This window comes from Weissella sp. ESL1177 (assembly GCF_058107185.1).
This window is the reverse complement of sequence record NZ_CM176591.1, coordinates 552,673-573,208: the sequence shown is the minus strand read 5'-3', so window position 1 is coordinate 573,208 and position 20,536 is coordinate 552,673. Positions and strand designations below refer to the sequence as shown.

The 20,536-nt window shown below is 36.0% G+C and carries 12 protein-coding genes; all 12 read right to left on the bottom strand.

The features are described from left to right. Window positions 1-321 precede the first annotated feature (321 nt). Entirely contained in the window at window positions 322-10,596 is a 10,275-nt protein-coding gene (locus AC3B5D_RS02695) for a DUF1542 domain-containing protein (protein ID WP_489878288.1), read from the bottom strand. A gap of 365 nt (window positions 10,597-10,961) precedes the next feature. Then, window positions 10,962-11,360, bottom strand: a complete 399-nt coding sequence (locus AC3B5D_RS02690; protein ID WP_489839638.1) for a MerR family transcriptional regulator — start codon at window positions 11,358-11,360, stop codon at window positions 10,962-10,964. Between the two features lie 42 nt (window positions 11,361-11,402). Next, entirely contained in the window at window positions 11,403-11,648 is a 246-nt protein-coding gene (locus AC3B5D_RS02685) for an SDR family oxidoreductase (RefSeq protein ID WP_489839639.1), read from the bottom strand. Beyond that, entirely contained in the window at window positions 11,645-12,175 is a 531-nt protein-coding gene (locus AC3B5D_RS02680; RefSeq protein WP_489839640.1) for an SDR family NAD(P)-dependent oxidoreductase, read from the bottom strand. The genes AC3B5D_RS02685 and AC3B5D_RS02680 overlap by 4 nt, the downstream gene beginning before the upstream one ends. Window positions 12,176-12,201: 26 nt before the next feature. Further along, window positions 12,202-13,053 carry an aldo/keto reductase gene (locus tag AC3B5D_RS02675; protein ID WP_489839641.1) on the bottom strand — a complete coding sequence of 284 codons (852 nt, stop codon included), beginning with the start codon at window positions 13,051-13,053 and terminating at the stop codon, window positions 12,202-12,204. Between the two features lie 42 nt (window positions 13,054-13,095). Next, window positions 13,096-14,040 carry an aldo/keto reductase gene (locus AC3B5D_RS02670; RefSeq protein WP_489839642.1) on the bottom strand — a complete coding sequence of 315 codons (945 nt, stop codon included), beginning with the start codon at window positions 14,038-14,040 and terminating at the stop codon, window positions 13,096-13,098. A gap of 293 nt (window positions 14,041-14,333) precedes the next feature. Next, a complete protein-coding gene (locus AC3B5D_RS02665) occupies window positions 14,334-14,774 on the bottom strand; it encodes a GNAT family N-acetyltransferase (RefSeq protein ID WP_489839643.1) in 441 nt (146 codons plus the stop codon). Window positions 14,775-14,782: 8 nt separating this feature from the next. After that, window positions 14,783-15,211, bottom strand: coding sequence for a MarR family winged helix-turn-helix transcriptional regulator (locus AC3B5D_RS02660; RefSeq protein ID WP_489839644.1), 429 nt, complete (start codon window positions 15,209-15,211; stop codon window positions 14,783-14,785). A 158-nt stretch (window positions 15,212-15,369) separates the two neighbouring features. Next, window positions 15,370-16,542: a metal-dependent hydrolase family protein gene (locus tag AC3B5D_RS02655; protein ID WP_489839645.1), complete on the bottom strand. Its 1,173-nt coding sequence runs from the start codon at window positions 16,540-16,542 to the stop codon at window positions 15,370-15,372. A gap of 9 nt (window positions 16,543-16,551) precedes the next feature. Further along, window positions 16,552-18,174 (bottom strand): peptide ABC transporter substrate-binding protein, encoded by a 1,623-nt coding sequence (locus AC3B5D_RS02650; protein WP_489839646.1) that lies wholly within the window; start codon window positions 18,172-18,174, stop codon window positions 16,552-16,554. A gap of 382 nt (window positions 18,175-18,556) precedes the next feature. Beyond that, window positions 18,557-19,117 (bottom strand): GNAT family N-acetyltransferase, encoded by a 561-nt coding sequence (locus AC3B5D_RS02645; RefSeq protein ID WP_489839647.1) that lies wholly within the window; start codon window positions 19,115-19,117, stop codon window positions 18,557-18,559. Window positions 19,118-19,183: 66 nt separating this feature from the next. Further along, entirely contained in the window at window positions 19,184-20,239 is a 1,056-nt protein-coding gene (locus tag AC3B5D_RS02640; protein WP_489839648.1) for an acyltransferase, read from the bottom strand. Window positions 20,240-20,536 lie beyond the last annotated feature (297 nt).

The window sequence follows — 20,536 nt, the reverse complement described above, 5'->3', positions numbered from 1 at the left end:
ATTTATTAAAAATGATGCCAATAAATTTATATACAGCATGTCTTAATATTTAACATAACTAAAACTTATTAACTGAATTGAATAAAATATACTGACACACCTTATAAAGTTATCACATTAATAATCTTAAATTTTTCATGTGATAATACGTTTTTTATTATGCCACTATTTAATTAATTGTTTTTTAAATAAATCATTTTATGATTTATAATACTATCTAAGTACCGTAAAAAATCGTAGATAACTATACATCTACGATTTTTTTAATTTGTCTATTCTATTTAATACTTCACCACCATAAAATACTTCAATTGAATCATATTATTGACGACTTTTACGACGACCAAAACCTGTTAATACTGGTATTAATAACATGAAAATATTTGCTAGTAATACCATCATAATTGCGAAATTATCATCTTTAACAACAGCTGTTTTAGGTAACATCATATGAGAAATTTCCATCTTTTTATTTGATTTCAACTGACTGCTACGATTGTTATCTTGTTGTTTCACAATATTTAATGTCGTAACATCATCAGACTTAACATTATGCAAATTGGCTGTCGTCAAACCAGAATTTCCATCAATCGTAGTTGTGTCATCATAAATTTTTTCTGATGATTGATTTAAGGCATCATTTCCCTTTCCTTGTAAATTAGCTGCCGCTACTTCAGCATTAATTTGATCAATACCTGCTTTTAGTTCGTCAGCCACATCCGTTAGTGTAAGTGATTGTTGAATATTGGCTTGGGCAGTGACACTGGCTTGATTAATAGCCTCTTTATAGATTACCTTTTCAGCCGTTGTCAAGCTGCCATTACTATCAATAGCCGCTAAGGCTGCACTCGTTGCTTGTGCTAATTGATTTAATGCATTTGCTTTAGCAGTTTGCAGAGCAGTATTTTCTGTTTCAACTGTCGTATCAATGGCATTAAGGGCCGTCACTCCGGCTTGCGCATCCTGTTGCACCATTGCAATCGTCGTATCACTAATTACTTGTTTTTTAGCTGCAGCATAAGCGTCATTCACTTGTTGTAACAAGGTATTCTTACGATCTGTACTTAGTTCAGATTGGTTAATATTATTGATAACTTGTTGCTTGGCCGTGTCTAACGTTGCAATCCCGTCATTCTTGGCCGCTTGCAATTTTGCGTTTGCTACTTCTGCATTAATTTGATTTGAACCACTATTTAATTCAGTAATGACATCAGCCGGTATTGTTGCTTGTTGAATACTCGTTTGCGCAGCGGCACTCGCTTGATTAATTGCTGCTTTATAGCTTGTTTTTTCATCTGCTGTTAAACTCGTATTCCCATCAATGGCGGCTAGCCCATCACTCGTTGCTTGTACCAATTGCTTTAATGCTTCTGTCTTAGCTGCTTGTAGTGCACCATTTTCGCTAGTTACTGTCGTATCAATGGCATTAATGGCTGCTACTCCGGCTTTTGCATCTTGTTGGACTGTTCCAATTGTCGTATCACTAGCTACTTGTTTTTGGGCTGCATCATAAGCATCATTCACTTGTTGAAGTAACGCATTCTTACGATCTGTACTTAGTTCAGACTGATTGATCTTATCGATAACTTGTTGCTTTGCTGTATCTAACGTTGCAATCCCATCATTCTTGGCTGCCTGCAAATCTGCAGCTGTTAGTGACATAGCAATTTGATTTGAACCATTCTTTAATTCAGTTGTCACATTACTTGGTGTCGTTGCTTGTTGAATGTTGGCTTGCGCAGTGGCACTTGCTTGATTAATTGCTGCTTTATAATCATTCTTTTCAGCTGTCGTTAAATTAGCATTCCCATCAATAGCTGCCAGCGCATCACTGGTCGTTTGCGCTAATTGCTGTAACGCATCATTTTTTACACCTTGTAAATTCGCTGCTGTTGTTGTTGCGTTGATTTGATCCGTATCACTCTTTAATTCAGTTGTCACATCACTTGGTGTCGTTGCTTGTTGAATGTTGGCTTGTGCAGTGGCACTTGCTTGATTAATTGCTGCTTTATAGCTTGTTTTTTCGTCTGCTGTTAAACTAGCATTCCCATCAATGGCTGCTAAGGCATCGCTCGTTGTTTGTGCCAATTGTTTTAAGGCATCTGTCTTAGCTGCTTGTAATGCACCATTTTCGTTCGTCACCGTTGTATCAATGGCATTAATAGCTGCCACACCAGCTTGTGCATCTTGTTGCACCGTTGTAATCGTCGTATCACCGGTTACTTGTTTTTTAGCGGTATCATAAGCGTCATTCACTTGTTGTAACAAGGCATTCTTACGATCAGTACTTAGTTCAGACTGATTAATCTTGTCGACGGCTTGTTGCTTGGCGGTGTCTAACTTCGCAATGCCGTCATTCTTGGTTGCTTGCAAATCTGCGGCGGTGGTCTCTGCTTCAACCTGACCAACACTTGTCGTTAATTCAGCTGTCACATCAGTTGATGTTGTTGCTTGTTGAATACTCGTTTGCGCAGCGTCACTCGCTTGATTAATTGCTGCTTTATAGCTTGTTTTTTCATCTGCTGTTAAACTCGTATTCCCATCAATGGCGGCTAGCCCATCACTCGTTGCTTGCGCTAATTGCTGTAACGCATCTGTCTTAGCTGCTTGTAGCGCATTATTTTCGTTCGTCACCGTTGTATCAATGGCATTAATGGTTGCTACACCAGTTTGTGCATCCTGTTGCACCGTTGCAATCGTCGTATCACTCATTACTTGTTTTTGGGCCGAATCATAAGCATCATTCACTTGCTGTAACAAGGCATTCTTACGATTAGTACTTAGTTCAGACTGATTGATCTTATCGATAACTTGTTGCTCAGCTGTGTCTAATTTCGCAATGCCGTCATTCTTAGCCGCTTGCAAATCTGCAGCTGTTGTTGTTGCGCTAATTTGATTTGTACCATTCGTCAATTCAATTGTCACATCAGTCGGTGTCGTTGCTTGTTGAACGTTGGCTTGCGCAACAGCACTCGATTGATTAATGGTCTCTTTGTAGCTCTTCCTTTCGTCTGCTGTCAAACTGGCATTCCCATCAATAGCTGCCAAAGCTTCACTGGTCGTTTGCGCTAATTGCTGTAACGCATCTGTTTTGGCCGTTTGTAGCACATTATTTTCGTTCGTCACCGTTGTATCAATGGCATTAATAGCTGCTACACCAGCTTGCGCATCTTGTTGCACCGTTGCAATCGTCGTATCACTAGTTACTTGTTTTTGGGCTGCATTATAAGCATCATCCACTTGTTGTAACAAAGCATTCTTACGATCAGTACTTAGTTCAGACTGGTTAATCTTGTCGACGGATTGTTGCTTGGCGGTGTCCAACGTTGCAATGCCGTCATTCTTAGCCGCTTGCAAATCTGCGACGGTGATCTCTGCTTTAACCTGACCAACACTTGTCGTTAATTCAGTCGTCACATCAGTTGATGTCGTTGCTTGTTGAATATTAGCTTGCGCAGCAGCGCTTGCTTGATTAATCGCTGCCTCATAATTTGTCTTTTCGTCTGCTGTCAAACTCGTATTCCCATCAATGGCTGCTAAGGCATCACTCGTTGCTTGCGCTAATTGCTGTAACGCATCATTTTTTACACCTTGTAAATTCGCTGCTGTTGTTGCTGCATTAATTTGATCCGTATCATTCTTTAATTCAATTGTCACATCAGTTGGTGTTGTTGCTTGTTGAATGTTAGTTTGCGCAGCAACGCTTGCTTGATTAATCGCTGCCTCATAATTTGTCTTTTCGTCTGCTGTCAAACTCGTATTCCCATCAACAGCTGCTAAGGCATCACTTACCGTTTGTGCCAATTGCTGTAACGCATCATTCTTTACACCTTGTAAATTCGCTGCTGTTGTTGCTGCATTAATTTGATCCGTATCATTCTTTAATTCAGTTGTCACATCAGTTGGTGTTGTTGCTTGTTGAATGTTAGTTTGCGCAGCAACGCTTGCTTGATTAATCGCTGCCTCATAATTTGTCTTTTCGTCTGCTGTCAAACTCGTATTCCCATCAACAGCTGCTAAGGCATCACTTACCGTTTGTGCCAATTGCTGTAACGCATCATTCTTTATACCTTGTAAATTCGCTGCTGTTGTTGCTGCACTGAGTTGATCTGTGCCACTCTTTAACTCAGTTGTCACATCAGTCGGTGTCGTTGCTTGTTGAATGTTTGCTTGCGCAGTGGCACTTGCTTGATTAATTGCTGCTTTATAGCTTGTTTTTTCAGCTGCTGTCAAACTCGCATTGCCATCAATAGCTGCTAAGGCATCACTTACCGTTTGTGCTAATTGTTTTATGGCATCTGTCTTAGCTGCTTGTAATGCACCATTTTCGTTCGTCACCGTTGTATCAATGGCATTAATGGTTGCTACACCAGTTTGTACATCTTGTTGCACCGTTGCAATTGTCGTATCACTAGTTACTTGTTGTTTAGCGGTATCATAAGCGTCATTCACTTGTTGTAACAAGGCATTCTTACGATCAGTACTTAGTTCAGACTGATTAATCTTATCAATGACTTGTTGCTTTGTAGTGTTTAATGTTGCAATACCATCATTTTTGGCCGCCTGCAAGTCAGCAGCTGTTGTTGTTGCACTAATTTGATTTGTACCATTCGTCAATTCAGTTGTCACATCAGTCGGTGTCGTTGCTTGTTGGATGCTGTTTTGGGCAGCAGCACTCGTTTGATTAATGGTCTCTTTGTAACTCGCCTTTTCGTCTGCTGTTAAACTAGCATTCCCATCAATGACCGCTAGCGCATCACTCTTTGCTTGTGCCAATTGCTGCAACGCATCATTCTTTGCACCCTGTAAATTGGCTGCTGTTGTTGTTATGTTGATTTGATCCGTATCACTCGTTAATTCAGCTGTCACATCACTTGGTGTTGTTGCTTGTTGAATGTTAGTTTGGGCAGTAGCACTCGCTTGATTAATTGCTGCTTTATAGCTTGTTTTTTCGTCTGCTGTCAAGCTGGCATTCCCATCAATGGCTGCTAAGGCATCGCTCTTTGCTTGTGCCAATTGCTGTAACGCATCTGTTTTGGCCGTTTGTAGCGCACCATTTTCGTTCGTCACCGTTGTATCAATGGCATTAATAGCTGCTACACCAATTTGCGCATCCTGTTGCACTGTTGCAATTGTCGTATCACTCATCACTTGTTTTTGAGCTGCATCATAAGCGTCATTCACTTGTTGAAGTAATGCATTCTTACGATCAGTACTTAGTTCAGACTGATTGATCTTATCGACTGCTTGTTGCTTGGCAGTGTCTAACTTTGCAATGCCGTCATTCTTGGCTGCCTGCAATTTTGCGTCCGTTACTTCTGCATTAATTTGACTAGAACCACTCTTTAATTTAGTAGTGACGTCAGTCGATGTTGTTGCTTGTTGAATGTTGGCTTGGGCAGTAGCACTCGCTTGATTAATTGCTGCTTTATAGCTTGTTTTTTCGTCTGCTGTCAAGCTGGTATTACCATCAATTGTTGCCAAAGCATCACTGGCTGTTTGTGCTAATTGCTGCAATGCATCATTTTTTACACCTTGTAAATCGGCCGCTGTTGTTATTGCATTGATTTGATCCGTATCACTCTTTAATTTAGCTGTCACATCAGCTGGTGTCATTGCTTGTTGAATATTCGTTTGTGCAGCAGCGCTTGCTTGATTAATTGCTGTTTTATAACTTGTTTTTTCGTCTGCTGTCAAGCTGGCATTCCCATCAATGGCTGCTAAAGCATCACTCGTTGTTTGTGCCAATTGCTGTAACGCATCATTCTTCACACCTTGTAAATTCGCTGTCGTTGTTGCTGCATTGATTTGATCTGTACCACTCGTTAATTCAGCTGTGACGTCAGTTGGTGTTGTTGCTTGTTGAATGTTAGTTTGGGCAGTAGCACTCGATTGATTAATTGCTGCTTTATAGCTTGTTTTTTCACCTGCTGTTAAACTCGTATTCCCATCAATGGCGGCTAGCGCATCACTCGTTGCTTGTGCTAATTGCTGTAACGCATCTGTTTTGGCCGTTTGTAGCGCATTATTTTCGTTAGTTACTGTCGTATCAACTGCATTAATAGCTGCTACACCAGCTTGCGCATCCTGTTGGACTGTTGCAATTGTCGTATCACTCATCACTTGTTTTTGAGCTGCATCATAAGCGTCATTCACTTGTTGTAACAAGGTATTCTTACGATCTGTACTTAGTTCAGATTGGTTAATATTATTGATAACTTGTTGCTTGGCCGTGTCTAACGTTGCAATGCCATCATTCTTGGCTGCCTGCAATTTTGCGTCCGCTATTTCTGCATTAATTTGATTCGTACCATTATTTAATGCAGTTGTCACATCACTTGGTGTCGTTGCTTGTTGAATGTTGGCTTGCGCAGCGGCGCTTGCTTGATTAATGGTTGTTTTATAATCATTCTTTTCAGTCGCCGTCAAACTAGCATTCCCATCAATGGCCGCTAGCGCATCACTCGTTGCTTGTGCCAATTGCTGCAACGCATCATTCTTTACACCCTGTAAATTAGCTGCTGTTGTTATTGCATTAATTTGATCTGTATCATTCTTTAATTCAGCTGTCACATTAGCTGGTGTTGTTGCTTGTTGAATATTAGTTTGGGCAGCAGCATTCACTTGATTAACGGTTCCTTTGTAACTTGTTTTTTCAGCTGCTGTTAAACTCGTATTCCCATCAATAGCTGCTAAGGCATCGCTCGTTGCTTGTGCCAATTGCTGCAATGCATCTGTCTTAGCTGCTTGTAGCGCATTATTCTCGCTAGTTACTATCGTATCAATGGCATTAATAGCTGCTACACCAGCTTGCGCATCTTGTTGCACCGTTGCAATCGTCGTATCACTAGTTACTTGTTGTTTAGCGGTATCATAAGCATCATTCACTTGTTGTAACAAGGCATTCTTACGATCAGTACTTAGTTCAGACTGATTGATCTTATCGATAACTTGTTGCTCAGCTGTGTCTAATTTCGCAATGCCGTCATTCTTGGCCGCTTGCAAATCTGCAGCTGTTGTTGTTTCACTAATTTGATTTGTACCATTCGTCAATTCAGTTGTCACATCAGTTGGTGTTGTTGCTTGTTGAATGTTGGCTTGCGCAGCAACACTCGTTTGATTAATGGTGTCTTTGTAACTCGCCTTTTCGTCTGCTGTCAAACTGGCATTCCCATCAATGGCCGCTAAGGCATCACTCGTTGTTTGTGCCAATTGCTGTAACGCATCATTCTTCACACCTTGTAAATTCGCTGTCGTTGTTGCTGCATTGATTTGATCTGTACCACTCGTTAATGCAGCTGTGACGTCAGTTGGTGTTGTTGTTTGTTGAATGTTAGTTTGGGCAGCAGCGCTCGCTTGATTAATGGTCTCTTTGTAGCTCTTCCTTTCGTCTGCTGTCAAACTGGCATTCCCATCAATGGCTGCTAAGGCATCACTCGTTGCTTGTGCCAATTGCTGCAATGCATCTGTCTTAGCTGCTTGTAGCGCATTATTTTCACTAGTTACTGTCGTATCAATGGCATTAATGGCTGTTACACCAGTTTGTGCATCCTGTTGCACCGTTGCAATTGTCGTATCACTGGTTACTTGTTTTTCAGCTGCATCATAAGCGTCACTCACTTGCTGTAACAAGGCGTTCTTACGATCAGTACTTAATTCAGATTGATTGATCTTATCGATAACTTGTTGCTTAGCAGTATCTAACGTTGCAATGCCGTCATTCTTGGCTGCCTGCAATTTTGCGTCCGTTGCTTCTGCATTAATTTGATTCGTACCATCATTTAATGCAGCTGTCACATCAGCTGGTGTTGTTGCTTGTTGAATATTAGTTTGGGCAGCAGCGCTCGCTTGATTAATTGCTGCTTTATAATCATTCTTTTCAGCTGTTGTTAAACTAGTATCCCCATCAATGGCTGCCAGAGCATCACTCGTTGCTTGTGCCAATTGCTGCAATGCATCATGTTTTACATCTTGTAATTGAACATCCTGGTTAATGCCATTAATTAATGACAGCCCATTGTCTTCAGCTGTTTGTACTGCATCCAATGTTGTTGCATTATCAATATCAGTTGTTGCATTATCACCAGCTGTAACGATTTCTTGTTTATAATTACTTTTTTGATTGTCAGTTAAATTAGCATCGCTATCAACGACAGTTAGCAGATTATTAACCGATGTATTAATCGCATCAATCGCTGTCTGCTTTTCGCTCGCTAAAATAGCAGTTGCAACATCAACTGTATAGTTACTGGTAACAAAATCTTTTGAAGCTAAAATATCAACTGTATCAACATCTGACCAATCATACATGCTTAAATCGATTTTAAAATTACCATTACTATCGGTCATCGTACTGTATTTATCAGTATCTCGCCAATATGGACTAGCAATCGTACCAACAACTTCTTTTGTGCCATCCGCATGATTAAGAACTACCTGTATATAGGTATCTTTTTCTTTATCAAAAACATTTCCCTGTAATATATGCGATTTATTTAATGTAATATTTTGTAAAGTGACATCGTCTCCTGAACGTTTCAAATCTAACATAGTTAATTTATTATTATTGAATAAGTTCTTAATTTGGTCTTCTGTATTTTCATCTTTTGCTTCTACAGACTGAACAGACGCGACACCATTTTGAAATTGTAATACTAATTTTTTAATTGGCTCACTATATGTTGTCCCTAAGTTAGCTTTTACAAGATTGAAAGTTAAAGTACCATTTGTGATGATGGAACTACCACTATTAGTATTTGCATTTCGATTAATATAAAACACTTTTGGCTGAACAATCGTAAACGTACTACCCGATGAAAGATTGAATACTTGAATTGCGCCTGTACCATCAATACTTACTGAAAAATTAGCATCATGATTAACCAAAAAATTTGATGTACCAGATACGACAAAAATATTTTTAGCATAATTGCCTAAATTTTTACCGGTATATTTAAATGTTGCATTGGTATCAATTAGGAACTGTGCATTTCCCCCTAAATAGATAGGAGCAGCAATCGGTTCACCATCGTTCACCATATTTAATGTACCGTTCTTATGTATAACAAAGTTCGCATTCCCACTTAGATAAATATCACTAGCGGAATTATTAATAAAGCCATCATTATTTGCATAAATATTTAACTTTGCGCCATTGCCAATAGAAACATTCGCATTATTAATGACTAAAGCATACGCTGTACCATTATTAATATCCTCACCCGAACCATCACCATGTGGATATAAATCCACAGTAGCATTGTCTTCTAGAATAACACCCTTACCACCATTAGACATTTCTAAAACATTACCATTAATAGTTGTTCCAGAAAAGTGACTATTCGTCGTAAATGTGATTGATTGACCTTGAATAATTTGTTGTCGATTTGGTGTACCAGTTGCTGAACTGTCCTGAGTATATTTTAAATCATTGGTAAAACCATTATTATAAGACGAAACGGTTTTGACATTAACATTGCCATGAATATAAATATCAGCACTCGGTGAATATACTAGTTGTGATCCAGTATAGGTCATATTTGTAAAATCATAACGAGCCGCATCATTGAACATACCGTAATAACTCCGACCATAGGCATCAATATTAGAAATGCTGATATTGACCGACCCATTAAAGGTAAAACTATATGGCCCAAAATCTACAATGTAGTGATTACCAGACGTTGAAGACAAGTTAATATTTCTAACATGATTAACACCCACAGTGCCAATGCCAGCACTAGGATTAATCGTTGTTAAATCAATATTTGAATCAATATAAATCGTTTGGGCTGTGCCGTTAACAATGGCATTATATAAATCTTGTGCTGTACTGACAGTAACCGTTGTATCATCATCAATTGATTTATTATCTATACTATCCGTTTTACCAGCTAAATTACTTATTGCAACGCCATTGCTTACTATATTCGCTGCACTATTTGCAACAACATGACTGATTGGATTTGAACTGTTTGTTGCACTAACCTCGTTGCCTGTGTTCGCTGCATCGCTAGTTGCCATACTATTATTATCTATAATTGTGACACTGTCAGTTGCAGCATTGTCATTACCCGTATTCACTGCACTACTAGTTACGACACCACCATCACTACCCATATTCATCGCAGCGCTACTGGTCGACATACTATCACTGACCGTATTTGCCGCACTGCTAGTTGTTGCACTATCACTAACTGCATTTGCTGCACTGCTAGCTACTGTACTATCACTGACCACATTCGCTGCACTGCTAGCTGCTACACTATCACTGACCGCATTCGCTGCACTGCTGTCTGCTGTGCTATCGCTGTCCGTATTTGCCCCACTGTCGGTTGCATTATTAGACGGAAAATTACTAATTTCTTTTGTACGATTATTTTTGTTATCTAATATAACAACATTTGTTTTTTTATTCGTTATATCCTGATAATTAATTCCCCCTTGTAATTCACCACCTGATGTATCATTCGTGTCTGCTAAAACATTGCCACCAATTAAAGAAGAACCAAATATGGTCAGCCCCATTACTAACCATTGTTTACCACCCTTATACATTTTATAATGAAGTTTGCCATTAAAATTTTTATTAAACATATTAAACATATCCTCCACCGTTATAAAAATAATACAAGCTCCATTATCTAAAATTTTCTTTTTTCAATTCAAGTCATTTTTGTATTATTTAAATCAAAAAACGGACTTCGTTCTAATAAAAAGTGTGTGAAAAAAAAGACATGCGATTTTTAAAAAGTTACTCGTTGGTAAAAAGTATTAACCCAATGATAATCAGTATATAAACAATATTAGGCGGTAAATTATCAGAATAATTCCGACAATTTACCGCCTAAAAACATGGAATATTTAATTTTTTGAATATAATTACTATCAAATATTTCTGAAACTGTTCGTTTAAATGTTGTAAAAGTCAGCCATCACTTGCTTTTACAATTTACCCATCTTTAATCCGTCGTTTTTCTTTCGTATGCTAATTTTTCATTTTCATAATTTAAAGTGCGATCTTCAAAATGTTCAATTTTAAATGTCAAATAATGAACAGTTTTTTGGATTTCGTTAATTTGTGCTAACAATTCTTGGCGTTGATCAACCAATATCGATTTACGAGTCTCATTAGTCTGTCCGCCCTGTCGATACAAGGAAACAAATTTTAATAATCTTTCAACAGTCATTCCAGCTTTACGTAAAACTTGAATATAGAATACCCAATTTAAATCATATTCTGTGTATTCACGATAACCCGCACTATTTCGGCTGATCTTGGGTAATAATCCTACTTTTTCCCAATAGCGTAATGTATCTTTTGATATATTGAATTTCTTTGCAACTCTGTCAATATTCATTAGTTAACAAACCCCTTTTTTGTCTTAAAACACATATTATAATTATAACTTATTAGCAAATGCCGCAGATAACCCACCATCTACTGTGAGCTCAATACCAGTAATATAATCGCTATCATCAGATGCCAAAAAAAGCACAGCTTCAGCAACATCATGAACCTGACCAGTTCTGCCAAGAGGTGTTAAACTAGCTCGCCATTGCTGGCGCTCTAATTCTTGTGTTTTACTACGTCCTAATTCCCCCGTTGCAGCTGCTGTTGGAATAACTCCTGGACTTACTGCATTCACTCTAATCTCTGTTTATTCTTTAAATCAGTAGTCCAACTATGAACAAAAGAACGAACTGCTGCTTTCGATGCAGCATAAAGACTAAAATCAGGTAACCCTAAGTCAGCCGTAATTGAAGTATTTAAAATAATGGATGCACCTTTTGTTAATAAAGGAATCATTGTCTGAACTGTAAAAATAACACCCTTAACATTTACATCAAATGTTTGATCAATATCATTTTCTTGGATATCAGCTAACTGAATATATTTACCAATACCTGCATTGGCAAATATTATATCAAGCTTATCTGCTTGTTCCTTAATGATTGTATAAACTTTTGTCATATCTTGTTTTATACTGACATCAGCCTGTATACCAACTGCTTGACTACCTAATGTTTGCACGGCTTGCTCTAAAACATTTTTTCTGCGACCCGTAATATAAACAAAGGCACCTTCCGCAATCATTATTTTAGCTGCTTCTAACCCAATCCCTGAACTACCACCAGTAATTAGAGCAATCTTATTTTTTAACTTTTCAGTCATAATATTAATTACCTGCTTTTCAAAATTTAAACGTTTCGTGTCATATTCAAAATACGTTTAACTGAATTGGGGTCCCGATGATCAAAAAATTGACTTTCCTTTTTATCTAATTGACTAATCCACTGCATTTCTTCCTGATTTAACTTAAAATCAAAAACATTGATGTTTTCTGCCATTCGTTCTAAATGTACAGTCTTAGGAATAACAACAATGTCTCGTTGTAATAACCATCGTAAAATTACTTGACCAATTGTTTTATCATGATTTCGTCCAATTTCTTGCAAGATAGGATTATTAAATATATCATTTTTACCTTCAGCAAAAGGTGCCCAAGCCTCAGCCTGAATATTTTCTTGTTGCATAAAGGCCGTATTTTCTAATTGTTGCATCCAAGGATTAATCTCAATTTGATTCACAGCTGGTGCGACTTTATTATTTAATTTTAAATCAATCAAACGATCAGCTTCAAAGTTAGAAACACCAATAGCCCTAATTTTACCAGCCTGCACCATTTCCTCCATTGCTCGCCAAGAGCCATAGATATCACCATAGGGTTGGTGAATTAAATACAGGTCAAGATAGTCTAATTTTAAACGTACCAATGACTTTTCAATCGCTTTTTTGGTCGCATCATATCCCGTTTCTGAAACCCATAGTTTACTAGTAACAAATATTTCTTCTCTGGCAACATCACTTTTAGCAATAGCTCGACCAACTGCTTCTTCATTGCCATATGAAGCAGCTGTATCGATTAGACGGTATCCCGTTTGAAGTGCATTGACAACGGCTTGTTCAGCTTCTTTTTGATTTCTAATTTGAAAAACACCAAATCCCAACTGTGGCATTTCAACGCCATTATTTAATGTAATATATTTCATACTTTACTTCTCCAATCATTAATTTTTTAACTTAATGTGATATTAAAAGTGCGTTTCATCAATATCAATCTTATCCAAAGCCGCATTAATTTCTTGTAATTCAGATGGCGTTAGTTCAACATCAGCAGCCGCTAAATTTTCTTCTAATCTTGTTATTTTCGTTGTTCCTGGAATTGGTACAATAAAAGGCTTCTGTGCTAATTCCCAAGCAAAAACGATTTGAGCATCAGTCACATTTTTACGTTTTGCCATTGCATTAATGATATCTAATACTTCAGGCTTAAAGCGTCCCATGAAATTTCTAAAATCACCTTCCGGAAATTTTGTTTTTTTAGTATATCTACCTGATAAAAAGCCATTTCCTAATGGACTATACGCCACAAAGGCAATTCCTAATTCTTCACAAAGGTTAAATAGTTCTTTTTCAGGTTGACGAGCAACCATAGAATATTGATTTTCAATAGCTGAAATTGGACAAATGGCATGAGCACGCCGAATATAATCTATCGGCGCATTTGAAACTCCCCAAGCTCTGATTTTACCTTGGTGGATTAAATCCTGCATAACCTTGGCAACTGTTTCAGGTTCAACCCTTGGATCGACGCGATGTTGATAATACAAATCAATCGTTTCAGTTTTTAAGCGCTTTAATGACGCCTCAACTTGTTCATATATTGATTCTGGCCGACTATCTAAAACATTTTGTGTTTTGCCATCGACAATTTTTTGACCGGTAATACCAAACTTAGTTGCAATCACGACTTGATGACGTATTGGTTCAAATGCTTCACCCAATAATTTTTCATTTTCTTCGCCATAAACTGGCGCAGTATCAAAAAAGTTACAGCCTAATTTGACAGCTTGTCGTAAAAGCTGGATCATCTCTTGTCGATTCCTTTGCGGTCCATAAGCATGATCCATTCCCATTGTACCCAATCCAATTGCAGACACTTTAATGTTTGATTTTCCCAATGTTCTGACCTTCATATTAGCATCCTTCTTTCTTTATGATATGTTATATCATAAACGGTAGAGTTCACTCTAATGCAAGCCTTTCAGACATTATTAATGAAATAATTCGTTAAACAGCATGGTTTTTAAGTTAATTTGATAAATAACTTCTATAACTTCAGGAGAACAGTTAATTAATGCTTTTAACTTAATTAATCGTTATCATATAAAAATAATGTCACAAACACTATGATGATAGCGTTTGTGACATTATTTTTATTAACTAGTACATATCTTTTCAACCAATGACTCGTTCAACTTCATTAGTCCTAATGACGTATTTCTGGATGGGTCATTTTTATATGTGGTGTTGATTCAAAAATAAAAGGTTGACCTTGACTGATGAATCCTATTTTTTTGTAAAATGATTCCACTTGTTGTTGTGCTTCAATTTCAATTTTTTGTTCCGGAAATTTATTAGTAATATTTTGCATAACATGGGTCATTAATTCTTTTCCTAATCCTTGACCACGGTAATTATTATCAACGACAACTCGTCCAAAAGTGATATGATCTCCTTCTTGAAAAATCCTCGCATAAGCAACAACTTCTTCATTGATCATTTTAAATACGTGCCATGCAGTTAAGTCATGAGCATCCACTTCTTGATAGATTCTTTTTTGATCAACGACAAATGTTGCTACTCGTAAAAAATAAATCTGGTAAAGTTCATAAGCAGTTAGTTCTTCAAATCTTTTTTCAGACCACATAATTCCCCTCATTTTTCAAATAAAATTGTATTGATTGACTTAAAAGCTTGGTAAAGTTGCGCACGTTGTTGTTCAGGAACAGAAATTAATATTTTTTTTATTTGCTGATCTGATTTTTGATTTAATTGTGCAACAGTCTGATTACCTTTACTAGTTAAAAATAGTTCAACCGAACGTAAGTCAGTCTTTGAAGCTTTTTTTATAATTTCTTGTTTTTGTATCAAGCGATTTATCAAGCGACTAGTATAGCTTTTATCTAGATTCAAAGATCTTGAAAGTGCAATAGGTGTCACAGGGTAGTTAAAACTAATTTCTAAAAGAAGTCGTCCTTCTGGCCAGGTTAAAGAAGTATCAAAGACTTGTTTATCTAAAATACCTAGTAATAATGTGTAATGACGATTAAAGTTACGAATTTGTTCTATTTGTTTAGCCTCCATTATTGGTACCTCCTTACACTGATTATAATCGCACATAGTGGCTTTTGTCCACTATATTGATAAATAAATTTTTTTAACTTGATACAGACCATGAAAAAAATTCAGAAAAGTTTGCCAAAAATCAAAAGCAAAATCTTTTCTGAATTAATTTTAATATTTTAGTCATCAAATGCGATTAACTTACCATATTTATATACTTTTTTTGCACCCTGTAAAATTGTGATATTATCTAGCGGATTTTTATCTAGGATAATAAAATCTGCAATAAAATTATCTTTTATCTCGCCAACTTGATGATCAATTCTTAATAACTTAGCAGCCTCACTTGTGGCAGATAATATGGCTTGACGAGGTGACAATCCTAATAACGTCATTCTTTCTAATTCTTTAGTTGAACCATCAATAAAATCATTAAATGGTGTACCTGCATCCGTTCCCATGACCATATGAATCCCAGCATCAATGGCTTTTTTAATACTTTGACGATGAATTTCTACAACAGGTTCATTCTTTTCATATATCCAATCGACAACTTGTCCTTTATGATTATGAATGGCTGCTGGTGCATCCAATGTTGGTACAATTGGAATTTTTGTTTCTAGTAACATATCAATGGCTTCATCATCTAGATAAATCGCATGTTCGATAGAGTCAACACCAGCTTGAATGGCATTCTTAATACCTTGAGTTCCTTGTGCATGAGCAGCCACGGGCACGCCTACACGATGAGCCTCAATGACTGCCGCGGTTAATTCATCAGTATTAAATTCTACATTACCAGGTATTTCGGCATCATTACCTGTCACCCCAGCTGTTGCCATTAGTTTAATATTTCGCGCACCTTGCTTTAATAATTGACGAGTTGCTTTTCTTACTTCATCAGGTCCATCAACCTCAATTCCCATTGATCCAGCCCCATGACCACCAGTAATTGTTAACGCAGAGCCACTTGCAATGATATTTGGACCGACAATTGTTCTTTGCTTAATTAATTTTGCTAAATGAATATCAATATTTTTCACTGAACCGACATCACGGATCGTTGTGACACCATCCATCAAAAATTCGTGTAAATGTTTGATTGCATAAACCGTTCGTTCAACTTGATTTGTGACTACTGGTAATGATTGTTTATCAGCTTCTGTTAAGTCAGAAATATGTGTATGGGCATTAATCAAACCTGGTATTACAAAACGTCCAGACAAGTCAACTCTTGAATCATATGTTTCATTGTCTGTAAAAATTCCCAAATCAGTGTCAACCGTAAAAGAAATCTGTTTAAAATCACCTTTAATAAATACATTTGCATTGTTAAAACGTACTTTTGTCATATTATTCTCCTATTTAGCCTTATATGCTTTCTTAAAATCAAATGTTGCACCATATGTGTTGATTACTAATCCTTTAACATCCGGACGAATTAATGCAGGTGTCGATTTATGTCCTAACGTCACAATTGGTAATTCACTTTGTAAACGATGTTCTGCTTGTATTAAATCTTGATAACGAGCGCCTTGATTATTCACATCTTCACCGTTAGCTCTTTTTAAAGCGTTATCGTATTGATTATCATTAAATTGTGCGATATTAATACCGCTATCACTTGTAAATAGATTTAAAAAGCTCATCGGATCTGCATAATCTCCTCCCCATGAAGTAAGCACAATATCAAACTGATGTGCAAGCTGTGCTTTAACTCGTGCTGCTTTAGGTACGAACTTAATGGTTAATGTCAAACCTGGTAAATTCTTTTGTAATTGACTTTGAATATACTGTGCTTCAACTTTACTTTGTTCGTCATTATCAGCTAACAAACTGAGATGAATTTTACTTGATCCTAATTGTTGTTTAACACTTTTAAATCGTTTATTAGCCATAGATTTGTTAAATGGATATTGTTTCGTCGTTGCCTCTTTGCTAAAATCTTTATGATTTTTGGGATTTGTAATTGTATTTTCTGGTGTAAATGACCTACCTGGTCGTTCAATACCTTTAAGCACCTTATTTGTTAATCCCTTCGTATCAATTGATTGACGAATAGCAATTCTCATATCTTTATACTTTAAATATTTTTGTTTTGTGTTCAAGCCCAAAAAATCTGTTCGACCATTAACTAAACTGTGATAAGCTTTATTTTTTTCATTGATTCTGACTTGATCTGCTGTTAATGGTGTGTAATCTGATTTGCCAGATTTATACAAATTGTAGCCTGTTGAATTATCAACAACCGTTTGAACATTAATACGTTTTGTTTTAACTTCAGAACTATCCTCATAAAATTTATTTTTTTCTAATTGATAAGAATCACTTGACCCATTCCATTTCTTTAAGACAAAAGGTCCATTTGAGAGCGTTTTATTAGCAGAGGTACCATATTGATCACCAAGCTTAGTCACAAATTTTTGTGGTTCTGGATAAAATGAGGAACTAGCTAAAATGCTTTTAAAACTAGGTACTGGTTCATTTAATGTGATTTCCAAGGTGTTGTTATCAATAGCTTTCACTCCTAATTCATTTGCTGACTTAGTCCCATTAGTAACTTCAGTGGCATTTTTTATCGGTGTTGCTAAGGTTGCCCCATTTGATTTATTTTTCGGGCTTACAGTCTGTTGAATACCATAAACATAATCATTTGCGGTTAGTTGTTCACCGTCAGACCACCGAAGATTCGACTTTAAATGAAAAGTGTATTTTCGACCACCATCAGAAATGTCAACTGATTTTGCATCGGCCAATTGCGCCTTGTTGTGTTTACCATTACGATATAAACCTTGTCCAATTTGAGTCACAATTTCGGTTGCTGTTGCATCATTTGCCTGAGATGGATTAGTTGTCGTTAGTGACGATGGCTCTGTCCAATTAATTGTTTGATCTGCAAAAACCGTTTGATTTTGTTGTTCAACTGTAAAAATAGTTGTTGATATCCCGACACACATGAGTAAAGTTAATTTTTTTAATGTCATTATAATTTCTCCCGTTTGTTAACAATGTTTTTTAGACAAAAAAGCGGCTAATCAGCACAACATGTGCTAACTAACCGCTGTCTTTTACTAAAATAAATAATCTAGCGGCTAGCTATCGTTAATACATAACTGATAGCTAGCCCATCACAAATAGCCAACTATCTCATTGGCCGCCACCATAAAATAGTTGTTGAAATTACAACATGATTAATTTTTGTTGTTTGTAATATCATGAAATCTCTCCTTGTAATGATTAGAATAATTTAATGATAACATCATAATTAGAAAATTCAACAGTTAATTAAAAATAAATTAAAAAATGTTAATTTTAATTATTCCCTGAATATCGTTGATTTTGTCAAAAAAATCATCGATTAAATTTCTAATCAGTTAAATTATTATTGTTTAAGTTATAGTAATAAACTTCTTTATCCGACCACTGTTCAAATTCGTACATAAAGTTCTTTCGAACAGTTTCAAACGAAAATCCTAATTTCTTTAACAGTTCTTTAGAGGGTGTGTTTGGCAAACTGACATGTGCCTCTATTCTGTGAAACTGTAATTCACGAGAAGCAAATTCTAAAATAGCTGATATTGCTTCAAACGCATAACCATTTCGCCATAATTGATTATGAATAAAATAACCAATTTCACCCCAGTTCATAGTCGCTCTGGCAAGTGTTGCAATATCAACCATACCAATATGATGATGGTTTTTATCAAAAATTGCAAAAATATATGTGTTATCTGTATTTCTTAACTCGTCATGTTTTTTGACCAAGTCATTAAACCATTCTTGTGTACAAACACTCATGTCCATAAGACCTTCGTCAAATGGATTCTGAGATGGCTTACGTTCAGAAAAACCATTCAACCAACTCGCATAATCTGTTGTCTTTAATGGTCTAATAATCAATCTATCTGTTAAAATTTTTTGCATCATTTATTTATATTTCCCTTTCTTTTAGGTGTTTACACCACTTATCCATTCCAATAATCTTTAATAACCCTAAGGTAAAATTAGCTTGACTATTGGTAACTTTTTTAAACATAAAATAATAAAGATACTTATTCCCCAAACAATTATGGGCAACACAAATAAATACTCCCAAGAATTATCTGGTATTGGCCAAAAATGTGTCACTATCGAAATAATAAATTCATGGATCACATAGACGCCCAAAGATGCCCCTGAAATTTGTTTTAACCAATAAGCAACTTTTTTTGAAGGATGCCACGTCAATGGAAACTTATTTTGTACGAATACCCAAATACCAAGAGGCAATAAAAAACCACCAATGGAAAATATTGAATACACGTTTTGTGCCGTCTCTCCTTGCTTAGCAGATAAAAATACAGTCAGGATAAACATAAAAATAATACTTAGTATTGAACCAATGTACACATAAATTCTTTTTTTGGCATTTAACCAAAAGGTGTTCAAATACCAACCCACAAAGAAAATACCAACCCCCGTTGTTAGTGCCATGGGAATATTGTTTAGTAATTGACTAGCAGTTTGATTCATCAAACTATAAACATAATTTATAACATCGGTACCAACAAAATATAATAGAATAACATATTGTACAAGTCGTTTATTTTTCTTTTCTGCAATAACTGACAAATATGGCATTGCAATATAAATTGGAATGATAAAATAAAAGAACCAAAAAATAGGTTGTATTTTCCCATGGGCAACGCCATGAATAAACCCAACAATTGACCAACTTTGTTGTTGAATCACAAAATGATTCCAGACATACCAAATCAATGACCAAAACAAGAAAGGGATAAAGACATGTAAAAAACGTTTTTTAAAAAAAGTTTTTGTATCATAACGTTGCCGATAATTTAACAAGTTTGCACCTGAAATCATAAAAAAAATGGGCACTGCCCAGATAAACAACACTTGAATAAATAGACTAATATACCAAACTAGTTGTTGCGGATGATAACGGAATGCATATTCTGACGTATGCAACACAACAACTGCTATTGTTGCCATAATATTCAATATATCTAAGTAATAAAATCTTTTCCTCTTTTTTAAATTTGACTCCATAAATGCATCCTTAAATCTAAACATTAATTTGAGAACTAATTTTGAATTATGTCCAAAAATACATTATAAAGTATTATTAACTGTTATTTTTCTCAATATTTTTTATTTAATTTCAAAAAAACAATAATGGTTTCAACCATATTTTTTTAACAATAACAATCTAAATTTTTCAGTTTATATTCTTTTCCAAAAATGATGACATTTATTCTCATCAGAAGCTAATTAATAAACGAATAACAATATAAAAGAGCTATTTTCAAAATTTCATTTTGGAAAATAGCTCTTTTATCGTGACAC